Source organism: Enterobacter soli, assembly GCF_964208575.1.
Classification (GTDB): domain Bacteria; phylum Pseudomonadota; class Gammaproteobacteria; order Enterobacterales; family Enterobacteriaceae; genus Enterobacter; species Enterobacter soli_A.
In genome coordinates this window covers 40725-53869 of sequence record NZ_CAXOFU010000002.1, presented here as the reverse complement: position 1 = coordinate 53869, position 13145 = coordinate 40725, and the positions used below count along the sequence as shown (strand labels likewise).

14 protein-coding genes are annotated in these 13145 nt (G+C 57.7%); 1 reads left to right on the top strand and 13 read right to left on the bottom strand.

Translation table 11 applies throughout. The features are described 5' to 3' along the window. Positions 1-54: 54 nt before the first annotated feature. From dtpA to blr, 11 genes are all read right to left on the bottom strand, one after another. Entirely contained in the window at positions 55-1563 is a 1509-nt protein-coding gene (gene dtpA, locus AB6V08_RS02045; protein WP_368541037.1) for a dipeptide/tripeptide permease DtpA, read from the bottom strand. 615 nt (positions 1564-2178) lie between these two features. After that, positions 2179-2814, bottom strand: a complete 636-nt coding sequence (nth, locus tag AB6V08_RS02040) for an endonuclease III (RefSeq protein ID WP_368541036.1) — start codon at positions 2812-2814, stop codon at positions 2179-2181. Continuing rightward, positions 2811-3497 (bottom strand): electron transport complex subunit E, encoded by a 687-nt coding sequence (locus tag AB6V08_RS02035; RefSeq protein ID WP_264438850.1) that lies wholly within the window; start codon positions 3495-3497, stop codon positions 2811-2813. Before AB6V08_RS02035 ends, nth begins: the two co-directional genes overlap by 4 nt. A 2-nt stretch (positions 3498-3499) precedes the next feature. After that, positions 3500-4120, bottom strand: coding sequence for an electron transport complex subunit RsxG (rsxG, locus tag AB6V08_RS02030; RefSeq protein WP_368541035.1), 621 nt, complete (start codon positions 4118-4120; stop codon positions 3500-3502). Positions 4121-4129: 9 nt separating this feature from the next. Then, entirely contained in the window at positions 4130-5182 is a 1053-nt protein-coding gene (rsxD, locus tag AB6V08_RS02025) for an electron transport complex subunit RsxD (protein WP_368541034.1), read from the bottom strand. Continuing rightward, positions 5183-7207, bottom strand: coding sequence for an electron transport complex subunit RsxC (gene rsxC, locus AB6V08_RS02020; RefSeq protein WP_368541033.1), 2025 nt, complete (start codon positions 7205-7207; stop codon positions 5183-5185). Beyond that, a complete protein-coding gene (gene rsxB / locus AB6V08_RS02015; protein WP_368541031.1) occupies positions 7200-7778 on the bottom strand; it encodes an electron transport complex subunit RsxB in 579 nt (192 codons plus the stop codon). Before rsxB ends, rsxC begins: the two co-directional genes overlap by 8 nt. Next, the gene (gene rsxA, locus AB6V08_RS02010) at positions 7778-8359 is read right to left on the bottom strand and encodes an electron transport complex subunit RsxA (RefSeq protein ID WP_008500564.1); all 582 of its coding nucleotides are present in this window, start codon (positions 8357-8359) and stop codon (positions 7778-7780) included. The genes rsxB and rsxA overlap by 1 nt, the downstream gene beginning before the upstream one ends. A 76-nt stretch (positions 8360-8435) precedes the next feature. After that, positions 8436-8876, bottom strand: coding sequence for a DUF2569 domain-containing protein (locus AB6V08_RS02005; RefSeq protein WP_368541030.1), 441 nt, complete (start codon positions 8874-8876; stop codon positions 8436-8438). Between the two features lie 86 nt (positions 8877-8962). Then, positions 8963-9178 carry a transcription modulator YdgT gene (ydgT, locus tag AB6V08_RS02000; RefSeq protein ID WP_006174966.1) on the bottom strand — a complete coding sequence of 72 codons (216 nt, stop codon included), beginning with the start codon at positions 9176-9178 and terminating at the stop codon, positions 8963-8965. 234 nt (positions 9179-9412) lie between these two features. After that, positions 9413-9550, bottom strand: coding sequence for a division septum protein Blr (gene blr, locus AB6V08_RS01995; RefSeq protein ID WP_368541358.1), 138 nt, complete (start codon positions 9548-9550; stop codon positions 9413-9415). Between the two features lie 230 nt (positions 9551-9780). Here blr and AB6V08_RS01990 point away from each other — a divergent pair, with 230 nt between their 5' ends. Then, positions 9781-10821, top strand: a complete 1041-nt coding sequence (locus tag AB6V08_RS01990) for an oxidoreductase (RefSeq protein ID WP_368541029.1) — start codon at positions 9781-9783, stop codon at positions 10819-10821. Between the two features lie 50 nt (positions 10822-10871). On the opposite strand, the gene add is transcribed toward AB6V08_RS01990, so the two are convergent. Together add and AB6V08_RS01980 are read right to left on the bottom strand one after the other, a co-directional pair. Next, positions 10872-11873 (bottom strand): adenosine deaminase, encoded by a 1002-nt coding sequence (gene add / locus AB6V08_RS01985; protein ID WP_368541027.1) that lies wholly within the window; start codon positions 11871-11873, stop codon positions 10872-10874. Positions 11874-11969: 96 nt separating this feature from the next. Then, positions 11970-13142 (bottom strand): MalY/PatB family protein, encoded by a 1173-nt coding sequence (locus AB6V08_RS01980; protein ID WP_368541026.1) that lies wholly within the window; start codon positions 13140-13142, stop codon positions 11970-11972. Positions 13143-13145: the final 3 nt, after the last annotated feature.

Below are 13145 nucleotides of genomic sequence, written 5' to 3'. Positions count from 1 at the left end.
AAAAAGCCGCTAACTCAAAGTTAGCGGCTTCCGTTCAGTCGTTCCCCGATGACATTACGCGGTCGCGGTTTCGGTCGCTTTAGCGGATTTGTCGTCGTCCTGAGTCATACGATTCAGTTTAGGCGCGGTCAGGAGCATCAGCACGGCGATAACGCCCGTTGCGATACCAATCTGCATGAACACGGTGCCGTAAACGTTCAGGGAGAGCAGCGGGTCGGTCACGTTTTCCGGAACCGCCATCAGGTTAGCAATCTTACCAGCAATGATTGCCGCACCCGCAGTGGTCAGGAACCAGCTACCCATGATGAAGCCCATCAGACGCTGAGGAACCAGCTGTGCAACCATCGCCAGGCCCAGACCGGAGATCATCAGCTCACCGATAGACTGCAGCGCGTAGCTCAGGATCAGCCAGTTAACGGAGACGATACCCGCGTCAGACGCGAATTTGGTACCCAGCGGCAGCACCAGGAACGCGCCGGAGCACAGCACCATACCGACGGCGAACTTGTGCGGCATTGGCAGACGGTCGCCCATCTTGTTATAGATAGCGGCCAGAATCGGGCTACCGATCATGATCCAGAACGGGTTCAGTGCCTGGAACTGCTCAGGTTCGAACGCGATGCCCAGAATGGAGTGCTCAACGTTACGAATGGCGAAGAAGTTCAGAGACGTCGGCATCTGGCTGTACAGCACGAAGAAGATGATCGCTTCCAGCATCAGAATGAAGGCCACAATCATTTTACGGCGCGCAGCACCTTTCATCGCGAACGCTTCTTTACCGAAGATGATCACGATACCCAGCGCAACAACGCCCAGCACCGCGCGAGCCACGCCCTGGTTGTGCAGCAGCCAGGTTGCGATAGCCGCCAGGATCACTACGCCCACGATGGTCGCCAGCAGTTTACCCATGTGTACCGGCTCGAAGTCAGGTTTAGAACCGTAGTCTTTAACCCAGCTGCGGCAGAACAGGAAGTTCACCACGGTGATCAGCATACCGACGAAGCTCAGCGCGAACGCCACGCTCCAGCCGAATTTCGCGGCCAGCCACGGCGTTGCCAGCATGGAGAAGAAGGAACCGATGTTGATGGACATGTAGTACATGGTGAATGCACCGTCCAGACGTGGGTCATCTTTGCTGTAGCAGGTAGAGAGCAGGGAAGACGGGTTCGCTTTGAACAGGCCGTTACCCACCGCAATGGTTGCCATACCCATATAGACCACAGCGGCGTCATGACCGGACCAGGCAACCAGCCCGTAACCGATCGCCAGAACGATAGCGCCCAGCATAATAACGCGTTTAGTACCCAGAACTTTATCGCCCAGCCAGCCGCCGATTGCGACCAGACCGTACACCAGAGCACTGAATGAGGAGAACAGCGTGATGGAATCCGCTTCGGACATACCCAGCTGTTTTACCAGGTAGACCGCCATGATCCCTTGCAGGCCGTAGTAACCAAAGCGTTCCCATAACTCGATAGAGAAGATGAGATAGAACGCTTTAGGCTGTTTGAAAGCGTTAAGACTTACGCTCTCATCTGTTGGTTTATTGTTTGCAGTAGACACATATACCTCTTTTTTTACATCCCATATTAACGGGGGTGTTCATAGCGTGATGACCGTAGTCCATCCGCTTTATAGTTATATTGGGAGGGGAAACGGCGGGTAATGTTCACTATCCTGACCCATCTGGCAATACATTTGTAATACTCTGTTACATATAACTGAGGCGCTATAATACTCGGATCATACAAATGTTATTCAGCGTTAAATTTCATTGGTTGAGTTTTGTTGGTTTTTTTCACTGCATTAATCCCCAGGGATGGGGTATTTGGCAATATGTTCTGCTATTTGGCCTTTCAGGTAGTGATATAGCCCATATTCTGAAAATTGACTGGTCTTATCTGCGGTATTCGATCGGTTAAATCTTGTCTGCTATAGGGTTTACACAGCTTTTCACAACAAAAATCCAACATGACGTTATCAGAGTGATCTTGATCACAGATGTATAGAAATTTTTGGTGATGAAAAAACAATTAACCTGTTTGAGCGTTAAACAACCGAACAATAGGCAGGGCGATAAGCGGAAAAAACGAACAATGCATGGAGAAAAGGAAGGTTCATAGTTGACCTTCCTTCTTTAAGGGTATGAAAAGGGAGTGAAAAGAAAAAAGGGGAGTATCAGGGATACACTTTTTCTTTAAATTCGCACAGATCTTCGATAATGCACGACCCGCAGCGGGGCTTGCGCGCAATGCAGGTGTAGCGCCCGTGCAGAATCAGCCAGTGGTGACAGTCGACCTTGAATTCGGCGGGCACCACCTTCAGCAGCTTCTCTTCAACCTGCTCAACGTTTTTGCCCGGGGCAAAGTTGGTTCGGTTCGATACGCGGAAGATATGGGTATCCACGGCGATGGTTGGCCAGCCAAACGCGGTATTCAGCACCACGTTGGCGGTTTTACGGCCCACGCCCGGCAGCGCTTCCAGCGCAGCCCGGTCTTCCGGAACCTCACCGCCATGCTGTTCAAGCAGGATCCGGCAGGTTTTAATCACGTTTTCGGCCTTGCTGTTAAACAGGCCGATGGTCTTAATGTACGACTTCACCCCTTCAACGCCCAGCGCCAGCATCGCCGCGGGGGTGTTGGCGACAGGATAAAGCAGGGCGGTGGCTTTATTGACGCTGACGTCAGTGGCCTGCGCCGAGAGCAGCACCGCGATCAGCAGCTCAAACGGTGAGTTAAAATTCAGCTCCGTTGTCGGATGCGGGTTTTCGTCCCGCAGCCGGGTCAGTATCGCAATGCGTTTCTCTTTGTTCATGAGGCCTTCTCGGGGATCCCTTCCTGAACGCTGCGCTCTGCCGCGCGGCGTTTACGTTTCTCGTCAATGAGGTATTTTATCGCCAGCATCATGCCGAGGCCAATAAAGGCGCCCGGCGGCAGCATCGCCAGCAGGAACGGCGTATCGGTATGGAACACTTCGATGCGTAACGCTTTTGCCCAGCCGCCGAGGAGGGCGTCTGCGCCGTCAAACAGCGTACCGTTGCCTAAAATTTCGCGCAGCGAGCCCAGCACGAACATGGCGCAGGTGGCGCCCATGCCGATGGAAAAGCCGTCCAGCGCGGACATCGCCGGGCTGTTTTTCACCGCAAAGGCTTCAGCACGGCCGACCACGATACAGTTGGTCACGATCAGCGGAATAAAGATCCCGAGCGACTGGTACAGGCCGAACGCGTAGGCGTTAATCAGCATCTGCACGATGCTCACCACCGAGGCGATGATCATGACGTAAATCGGAATACGGATTTCCGACGGCGTCCAGCGGCGCAGGGCTGAAATCGACAGGTTGGTCAGGGTCAGCACCAGCGTGGTCGCCAGCCCCAGACCGAGCGCGTTCGTGGCGGTGGAGGTGACCGCCAGCAGGGGACACATGCCCAGCAGCTGCACCAGCGCGGAGTTGTTCTTCCAGAGACCCTGGACGATTACCTCTTTAACCTGGCTCATGACTACTCCTCGCAGGCCGGAAGATTGTTAAGTTGCGCGGGCAGCGTTTCGGCATACAGCCCGGCACGTTTGACGGCGTTCACCACCGCGCGCGGCGTAATGGTCGCCCCGGTGAACTGATCGAACTCACCGCCGTCCTTCTTCACCGCAAAGGCGGCGTCGTCTTCGTCGTGAATCACTTTCCCGGCGAAATGCAAAATCCAGTCGCTTAAGCGCAGCTCAATTTTATCCCCAAGGCCGGGCGTTTCGTGGTGTTCGGTGACGCGCGTCCCCAGCACCGTGCCGGCGAAATCGGCGCCGACGAGCAGCTGGATCGCCCCGGAATAGCCGTCCGGCGCGGTCGCTTCCATCACTGCGCCCACCGCTTTATCCCCTTTGCGGGCGATAAACAGGCGATGTTCGCCCTTGCCTAACTGCGGTGCCTGCACAATAAAGCAGCTTTTTTGCAGGTCATTATCGTAGAAATCCGCCGGGATCACCTGGTCGAACAGCGCCTTTTGCTGCTTCGCCGCCTGTTCATCAATTGTCGTTTTGGTCAGCTCGTTCACCAGCGCCGTCAGCCCGGTCAGGACTGCCGCGAAGACCGCCAGCGTGACGCCGTGTTTTTGCATCGTTTTCAGCATGGCGGGCTCCTAGCGGTGGCCGTACACGCGCGGGCGCGTGTAGTAGTCGATAAGCGGAACGGTGATGTTGGCAAGCAGAACCGCAAAGGCCACGCCATCCGGATAGCCGCCAAAGCTGCGGATCAGCCAGACCAGCAGGCCCGCCAGTGCGCCGAAGATCAGGCGTCCGCGGTTGGTGGTCGACGCCGTGACCGGGTCGGTCAGAATAAAGAAGGCGCCTAGCATGGTGGCACCGGAAAGCAGGTGCATCTGCGGGCTGGCCAGCGTCTCGGGCGAGAACGCCCAGCCGAGGGTGGAGCAGATCGCAAGGGTCAACAGGAAGCTGACCGGAATATGCCAGCGGATCGTTTTCTGCCACAGCAGGAACACGCCGCCCAGCAGATACGCCAGGTTCACCCACTGCCAGCCCGCGCCGGCGATCACGCCGCTGTAAATCGCCGATTTCATGATCTGCTCAACGCTGTGCCCGGCGTGAAGTGACGTTTTGAAGGTGTCGAGCGGGGTCGCCTGGCTGATGCCGTCCACGCCCATGCGCAGCGCGTTCATGTCCGCACCCAGCGCCGTGTGGCCGGTGAAAATCACGTGCAGGGCGTCCATAAAGCCCGGCACCGTCGCGGCGATCTCATGCGGCGGCAGCCAGCTGGTCATCTGCACCGGGAACGAGATCAGCAGCACCACGTAGCCGATCATCGCCGGGTTAAACGGGTTATGACCCAGGCCGCCGTAAAGCTGTTTGGCGATAATCACCGCAAAAACGGTGCCCAGCACCACCATCCACCACGGGGCAAACGGCGGGATGCTGATCGCCAGCAGCAGGCCGGTCAGCAGCGCGGAGTTATCCCCGAGGATGCGGCTGACCTCCATTTTACGCAGCTTCAGCACCAGCGCTTCTGCCGCCAGCGCGGTGGCGCAGCCCAGCACTAACTGGAACAGGGTTCCCCAGCCGAAAAACCAAAACTGTACGGCAATGCCCGGCAGGGCCGCCAGGCAGACCAGCATCATAATGCGCGATGTCTGGCGCTGGTTATGGGTGTAAGGGGAGCTTGCGATTCTGAAAACCATTTATTCCTCGTTTACGGCTTGCTGCGCGGCTTTCTTGGCCTGAACGCGGGCAATCGCGGGGGCGACTGCGGCTTTGCGTGGATCGTCGTTTGCGGCCAGCGACTGCTCTTCCTGCTGCGCCGCCTTACGTGCTTTCGCACGGGCGATAGCGGCCTCAACCGCCGCCTTACGCGGGTCGACAGGTGCCTCTGGCTCTGCTGTTTGTGCCTGTTGCTCCGCCTTGCGCGCTTTGGCGCGGGCGATGGCGGCTTCTACCGCGGCTTTACGCGGATCCACCGGAGCCTCTTGCTCAACGACCACCGCCTGCTGTCCGGCTTTGCGTGCTTTCGCACGGGCAATCGCGGCTTCAACGGCGGCTTTGCGCGGGTCAACGTCGGCCTGCGGCTGTGCGGCCTGCGCTTTCTCAGCCTGACGCGCGCGGGCCTCGGCTTTACGCGCCTCACGGGCGGCAATCGCCTCGCTGTTGTCCGGTTTTGCGCCAGCCGGGATCACGACGGTTTGCGCGGCCGTGGCTTTCTTCTCGCGCACGCGGGCAAGGGCGGCGTTGATGGCGTCCTGATCTTTTGCACCAGGCTGCACGGCGGCCTGCTTATGGCGCTCCTGACGCGCGGCTTTCTCGCGCTCAAGGCGAGCCTGACGGGCCTCGAAGCGCGCTTTGGCTTCCGCCGCGCGCTTGTCTTCCATCGAAATGGCGTAAATCTCGGCCTTCTCCTGGCGGAAATACTGCACCAGCGGAATGTTGCTCGGGCAGACCCAGGCGCAGGCCCCGCATTCAATGCAGTCTGCCAGGTTGTGGGCCTTGGCCTTATCGTGCAGCTGGCCTTTGCTGTACCAGTAGAGCTGCTGCGGCAGCAGGTCTGCCGGGCAGGCATCGGCGCAGGCGCTGCAGCGGATGCAGCCTTTCTCTTCCTGCTCTTCACCCATCTCGGTCGGGGACGGTGCCAGCAGGCAGTTGGTAATTTTCACCACCGGGACATCGAGCCACGGCAGGGTAAAGCCCATCAGCGGGCCGCCCATAATCACCATCTGCTCGCTGCTGGGGCAGAAGCCCGCCTGCTCAAGCAGATGGCGAACCGGCGTGCCCAGACGCGCCCAGACGTTGCCCGGACGAGAAACGGACTCCCCGGTCAGGGTGACCACGCGCTCGGTCAGCGGCTCGCCGTCGATCACCGCGCGTTTCACCGCATAGGCAGTGCCGACGTTCTGCATCAGCACGCCGATATCGGACGAGCGTCCACCGTGGGGAACCTGCTTGCCGGTCAAAATTTGCGTGAGCTGTTTCGCGCCACCGGAAGGGTATTTGGTCGGGATCACGCGCAGGCCGATGTCGTGGCTGCCCGCCAGCACCGCGCGGAGCATCGAGATAGCCTGCGGCTTGTTGTCTTCAATGCCGATCAACACTTCGCGAGGCTGCAAAATGTGGGCAAGAATGCGAATGCCTTCCACCACCTGCGCGGCACAATCCTGCATCAGGCGGTCGTCCGCGGTGATGTAGGGCTCGCATTCGGCGGCGTTAATAATCAGCGTCTGAATTTTGTCTCCGCCGCCGCGCAGCTTGCTGCCCGTCGGGAAGCCCGCGCCGCCAAGACCGGCAACGCCGAACTGGTGGATACGTTCAATCAGCGCCTCGCGGCTCTGGGCGCGGTAGTCGCTCCAGCCGTCGCGATCGATCCAGCGGTCTTCGCCGTCGGCGTCAATCATCACGCTCAGTTCAGAGAGGGCAGAAGGGTGCGCCACGGTGTGCGGGGCAATCGCCACCACCGTGCCGGAGGTCGGGGCGTGAACCGGGAGCATTCGTCCGCGGCCAAAGGTAAGCGGCTGACCGCGAAGCACGCGATCGCCGACTTTCACGCACAGCTCGCCCTCTGCGCCAATGTGCTGTTTTAGCGGCATTACGTAGCGCGCCGCCAGCGGAATTTGACGCAGCGGCGTGCCGTTAGACTGGGTTTTCATCTCCGGCGGATGAATGCCGCCGTCAAAGTCCCAAATCTTCTCTTTTCTGAATGCAGAAAATAACTTAAGCATGTTGTTCCACAGGAATGATGCGAACCGGAATGGTTTGAAGATCCCACTTCCAGCTTTCGGTAGTCGTTTCGACCGGGCGCAGCTCGATACACTGCGTCGGGCAAGGGGCCACGCAGAGGTTACAGCCGGTGCAGAGATCCGCCACAACGGTGTGCATGGCGCGGGTGGCGCCCACAATGGCGTCGACAGGACACGCCTGAATACATTTGGTACAGCCGATACAGTTGGCTTCGTCGATCACCGCCAGCGCGCGCACAGGCTCCTGCGCGTCGGCATCGCCGTCGGCAGGCTGCGGATCGACGTTAAGCAGCGCAGCAATTTTCAGCATCACCGCTTCGCCGCCGGGCGCACAGCGGTTAATTTTTTCACCCTGGACGCCCACCGCCTCAGCGTAAGGGCGGCAGCCAGGGTAACCGCACTGCCCACACTGGCTTTGCGGCAGGAGTTCATCGATTTTTTCAACGACAGGGTCGTCTTCAACCGCAAAACGGCGGGAGGCATAACCCAGAATGACGCCAAACACCAATCCCAGAACGCTGATTGATGCGATGGCAATCCAGATAGCATTCATTACAACTTCACCAGACCACTAAAGCCCATAAAGGCCAATGACATTAAACCTGCGGTGACCAGCGCAATGGCGTTACCGCGAAAGGGTGCTGGAATATCCGCTGCCGCCAGACGCTCACGAATCGAGGCGAACAGTACCATCACCAGAGAGAAACCGACCGCCGCGGAAAAACCGTACAGCGCCGATTGCATGAAGTTATGACCGAGGTTGATGTTCAGCAGCGCCACGCCGAGCACGGCGCAGTTGGTGGTAATCAGCGGCAGGAAGATACCCAGCAGGCGATACAGCGCCGGGCTGGTTTTGCGCACCACCATTTCGGTAAATTGCACCACAACGGCGATAACCAGGATAAAGGCCAGGGTGCGAAGATAGGTCAGACCCAGCGGGATCAGGATCCAGGTATCAATCCACCAGGCGCAGATGGACGCCAGCGTCATGACGAAGGTTGTCGCCAGCCCCATGCCCATCGCGGTTTCGAGTTTTTTGGACACGCCCATAAACGGGCACAGGCCAAGGAACTTCACCAGCACGAAGTTGTTAACCAGCACAGTTCCGACAAAGAGCAGTAAGTAATCGGTCATTATTCAGCCTGAAATAAAAAAGCCGCCTATTATCGGATAAACCACAACAGGCGACAACAGGGTAACTGTAAGGTTATTACGGGTTCACGAAGGTTTTTTTCACACGCGTCGAGCGCTTGAAATAGGGCACCAGCAGCGCCGCAGCCAACAGTGGGAACAGCAGCTGGCGAACGGCCAGCGCGTCGGAAACCGGCGAGAACGCAAAGGCCTTCACCGCCAGCAGCACGGAAATCAGCAGCCAGATAATATAGTGCTTCGGCACACCCTTGCGGCGCTTAAAGAACGCAATGGTCAGCCACAGCGTGTAATACCACATGGCAATGGCGAAGACGAACGACACAAACCACAGCGTAATTCTGCCCGTGCTTTGGGACATCAATGTCTGGAGCGCGTGAGGAGTAATTAATGCGGTGGTGTAAAGCAGAAGCGCAAGGGACGCGCTTAATAAAGCAACCAGCAGCCATGCCAGCGGGGCGATTAACCAGCCTCCAATTCTTTCTCCGGGCGTTGCGGTCATGTCTTCTCCCATTAGTCTGCGCGAAACGTTATATATAAATTTGCAGGGCGCAGAGTATATAACATTTCGCGCGGATGGCTACTTTCTTATAGTACGTAACGCCATACGGACTTAGGCACTTCACCCACGTTGAACAGGCGGCCACCAGAGACCAGCTCGGCACGGCGGTGATCGGCGGCGCGGTACATATTGATGATTTCCTGATTATCCGAAAGGGTGTAGTTCAAATGATCAAACAGTTTTTCCAGGCTCTCAAGAGAATTGATTTTGCGAAATTTTAATAAATAGTCCTGAACTGTCATGTTAATTAGTTTCCATATAAAAGTGAGGAATACCACTAAAGGTAATTCGTTCGAATAATAAACGGATTAATAAAGACGTAAACTGCCCACTCAGATAACGCGACTAAATTAGGAGTTTTCTTTGTTGAAAGATTCAGGCATCAGACGATGCCTGGAAGAGAAGGGTAACCCTGTTCATCACGGCTGGCAATATGTTACTGACATAATGTGTCACTCTTCATGACCGCACGAGGATCACTTCGGCTGTGCGGCTGTGACGGGCTCCGGCGGCTGATAGTTATCAATATGGCTGGCAACGCCCAGAAAAATGACCGAAACCCCAAGGACAACCCATCCCGCTAATTCAATGATTCGATTAAATATTGACGTCATGATTCGTGTTTGTAATTTATCCATAAATACAGATTGTGAATGTTACAGCGCAACAATCATCGCGGCAAGCCCTTTGGGAACGGTTCCCTAAAATGAAATCAGAAGGTTATAGGAATGTAACAAGAATAGCTGGCAGAGGATGCTATTCTAAGTCGTATGGCACATTAATAATGGTTATCGCAGCATATTAGCCAGTGCGAAATAAGCTGATTACCTGAGAGGGCTACAATATGAATGACAACATCCGTGTCGGGCTTATTGGTTATGGTTATGCGAGTAAAACCTTTCACGCCCCTCTGATTGCCGGAACCCCGGGAATGGCGCTGGCGGCGGTGTCCAGCAGCGATGCCGGAAAGGTAAATAGCGACTGGCCCGCCGTCCCGGTGGTGTCAGAGCCTAAGCACCTGTTTAACGATCCCAATATTGACTTAATTGTGATTCCCACCCCCAACGATACCCATTTCCCGCTGGCGAAAGCGGCGCTTGAAGCCGGTAAACATGTGGTGGTGGATAAGCCCTTCACCGTGACGTTGTCACAGGCGCGCGAGCTGGACGCGCTGGCAAAAAGTCTCGGCAGGCTGCTCTCCGTGTTCCACAACCGCCGCTGGGACGGCGATTTCCTGACCGTCAAATCGCTGATTACTGAGGGCGCGCTCGGCGAGATCGCCTATTTCGAGTCCCATTTTGACCGCTTCCGCCCGCAGGTGCGGGACCGCTGGCGTGAACAGGCGGGGCCGGGGAGCGGCATCTGGTATGACTTAGGACCGCACCTGCTCGATCAGGCGGTCAACCTGTTTGGCCTGCCGGTCAGCCTGACCGTGGATCTGGCGCAGCTTCGCCCCGGCGCGCAAACCACGGACTATTTCCACGCCGTTTTAAGCTACCCGCAGCGGCGCATTGTGCTGCACGCCACCATGCTGGCGGCTGCGGAGTCTGCTCGCTACATCATTCACGGCACGCGCGGGAGCTACGTTAAGTTTGGTCTCGATCCGCAGGAAGAAAGGCTCAAAAGCGGCGAGCGCCTGCCGCAGGAGGACTGGGGCTACGATATGCGCGACGGGGTCTTAACGCGCTTTGAAGGCGAAGAGCAGGTAGAGGAAACGGTGTTGACGCAGCCGGGGAACTATCCGGCCTACTACGCGGCGGTGCGCGATGCGCTTAAGGGGACGGAGGAAAACCCGGTTCCGGCAAGCCAGGCGATTCAGATTATGGAGCTTATCGAGCTGGGGATTGAGTCGGCCAAACATCGCGCAACGCTCTGTCTGGCATAAGGCTCTGAGTATATGAAAGCCGGGCAGGCGCAAACCCGCCCGGCAAAGGCTCAACCGCGAGCCACTTTATCCTTAAGCGCCTGTTTCTCAGCGGGCGTCAGGAAGGCCATTTCCAGCCCGTTAATCTGCGCCTGGCGGATCTGCTCCCGGCTCAGCCCGGCTTTCGGCGCCGCAATTGTGTACTCGTGAATAATGTCCACGCCCTGAACCGCCGGATCGTCGGTGTTGAGCGAGGCCAGCACGCCGTGCTCGAGGAAGGTTTTCAGCGGGTGCTTATCCAGCGAGGCGACGGTGCTGGTCTGAATGTTGGAGGTCAGGCAGGATTCAATGCCGATACGCTGCTCGGCGAGGAAGTCCATCAGGGCGCGATCTTCCACCGCCTTGACGCCGTGGCCAATGCGCTCGGCGCCCAGCTCGCGGATTGCCTGCCAGATGCTTTCCGGGCCCGCCGCTTCACCCGCGTGAACGGTGACGTGCCAGCCCGCGTCGCGCGCGCGGTTGAAGTGGGAGAGGAACAGGCTGCCCGGGAAGCCCAGCTCGTCGCCCGCCAGATCGACAGCGGCAATCTGGTCGCGATGCGCCAGCAATGCTTCCAGCTCCTGCAAACAGGCCGCCTCGCCAAAGGTGCGGCTCATGATACCAATCAGACGCGCTTCGACGTCGAACGCCCGGCAGCCTTCGCGCACGCCCGCAATGACCGCTTCCACTACGCCCGCCACCGGCAGATTGTGGGTCATCGCCATATAGCCCGGCGAGAAGCGCAGTTCGACATAGTGCAGGCCGTTACGCGCCGCATCTTCGATGTTCTCAAACGCCACGCGGCGGCAGGCATCCAGCGAGGCCAGCATCTTCACGCCCCAGTCGAGCTTGCTCAGGAAGCTCACCAGGTCCGGTTCATTTGAGGTGACCTGAACGTGAGGGATCAGGGTTTCAAGCGTTTGAGCGGGGAGCGTCAGGTTGAACTGGCGGCCAAGATCGAGAATGGTTTGGGCACGAATGTTACCGTCAAGGTGACGATGGATATCAGTAAGGGGAAGGCGTGTATCAATCATGGTCGCACTCTTTTCTGGTTAAAGTGCGCCATATTATAAAAACAAAACGGGGTAAAAAGCTATTTGCGCAAGGGAATATTCCGTTGCGCAAATGGATTACAGCAGGACGTTAATGCCTGCGATAAGGCGCTGAACCCCTTGCTCCAGCTTGCTGCGCGGGCAGCCTGCGTTGAGGCGAACAAAACCGTTACCCTCTTCACCGTAGGTATATCCCGGCATGATGGCAACCTTTTGCTGCTCGATCAGCACCGTTTGCAGCGCGCGATCGTCGATGTTTAGCGGGCGCAGGTCAATCCACGCAAGATAGGTGGCCTCCGGCGGCTGCCAGTTCAGCGCCGGGAAGGCGCGGTTAAGCTCGTCGGCAACGTAGCGCAAATTCCCCGCTAAATAGTCGCGAAGCGCGTCGAGCCAGGCTTCGCCCTCCTGATAGGCGGCAATGTGCGCCACCAGCGCCAGAACGGAAGGGGATGAAAGCCCGTCGCGACCCTTCAGGGCGCTGAGATAAGCGCTGCGGCTCTCGTCATCGCCAATCAGCCCGTAGGCGCCGGTCAGCGCCGGAATGTTAAAGCTCTTGGAGCCGGAGGTGAGCAGCGCCCATTTCCCCCGCGCGACGGCGTTCCACGGGGTATGGCGATGTTCGCCCCACACCATATCCATATGGATCTCATCGCTGATGACCGCCACGCCGTAGCGCTCGCACAGCGCTGCCATGGTGCTCAGCTCCTCGTGCGTCCATACCTTTCCGGTAGGGTTCTGCGGGCTGCACAGCAGCAGGATCTTGTTCTGCGGCTTCGCGAGGGCGGCTTCGAGCGCGGCCATATTGCCCTGCCAGCCCTGCGCGTTTTTCTCCATCGCCACGGGCACAACGGTGCGCTGATTGCCTTCGATGGCCTTATAGAAGGCATCGTAGGCCGGGGTATGAACCACAATGCCGTCGCCCGCGTCAGACCAGATGCGGATCAGCTCCGACACCATATAAATGACGGACGGGCCGTAGACGAGGGATTCGGGATCGATCCGGCTGTTAAAGCGCTGTTTAAACCAGTGGGCTACCGCGGCCAGGAATTCGTCGTTTTTCCAGCGGCTGTAGCCAAACACGCCGTGGTTAATGCGCTGATGTAATGCGTCGATGATGCAGGGGGCGGTGGCGAAATCCATATCCGAGATGGTGAAGGGCAGCAGGTCGGCGGCGCCGAAGCGGTCTGCGACGTAATCCCACTGGGTACACCAGGTGCCGTGACGATCGACGACGTTAGAAAAATCGGTCATAAC

Excerpts from the sequence above, each read along its gene's own strand:
- rsxB (WP_368541031.1), bottom strand. The coding sequence starts at position 7,778 with ATGAATGCTATCTGGATTGCCATCGCATCAATCAGCGTTCTGGGATTG.
- AB6V08_RS02035 (WP_264438850.1), bottom strand. The coding sequence starts at position 3,497 with ATGAGCCAGGTTAAAGAGGTAATCGTCCAGGGTCTCTGGAAGAACAAC.
- rsxG (WP_368541035.1), bottom strand. The coding sequence starts at position 4,120 with ATGCTGAAAACGATGCAAAAACACGGCGTCACGCTGGCGGTCTTCGCG.
- rsxD (WP_368541034.1), bottom strand. The coding sequence starts at position 5,182 with ATGGTTTTCAGAATCGCAAGCTCCCCTTACACCCATAACCAGCGCCAG.
- rsxC (WP_368541033.1), bottom strand. The coding sequence starts at position 7,207 with ATGCTTAAGTTATTTTCTGCATTCAGAAAAGAGAAGATTTGGGACTTT.
- add (WP_368541027.1), bottom strand. The coding sequence starts at position 11,873 with ATGATTGATACACGCCTTCCCCTTACTGATATCCATCGTCACCTTGAC.
- AB6V08_RS02005 (WP_368541030.1), bottom strand. The coding sequence starts at position 8,876 with ATGACCGCAACGCCCGGAGAAAGAATTGGAGGCTGGTTAATCGCCCCG.
- AB6V08_RS01990 (WP_368541029.1), top strand. The coding sequence starts at position 9,781 with ATGAATGACAACATCCGTGTCGGGCTTATTGGTTATGGTTATGCGAGT.
- rsxA (WP_008500564.1), bottom strand. The coding sequence starts at position 8,359 with ATGACCGATTACTTACTGCTCTTTGTCGGAACTGTGCTGGTTAACAAC.
- blr (WP_368541358.1), bottom strand. The coding sequence starts at position 9,550 with ATGACGTCAATATTTAATCGAATCATTGAATTAGCGGGATGGGTTGTC.
- nth (WP_368541036.1), bottom strand. The coding sequence starts at position 2,814 with ATGAACAAAGAGAAACGCATTGCGATACTGACCCGGCTGCGGGACGAA.
- ydgT (WP_006174966.1), bottom strand. The coding sequence starts at position 9,178 with ATGACAGTTCAGGACTATTTATTAAAATTTCGCAAAATCAATTCTCTT.
- AB6V08_RS01980 (WP_368541026.1), bottom strand. The coding sequence starts at position 13,142 with ATGACCGATTTTTCTAACGTCGTCGATCGTCACGGCACCTGGTGTACC.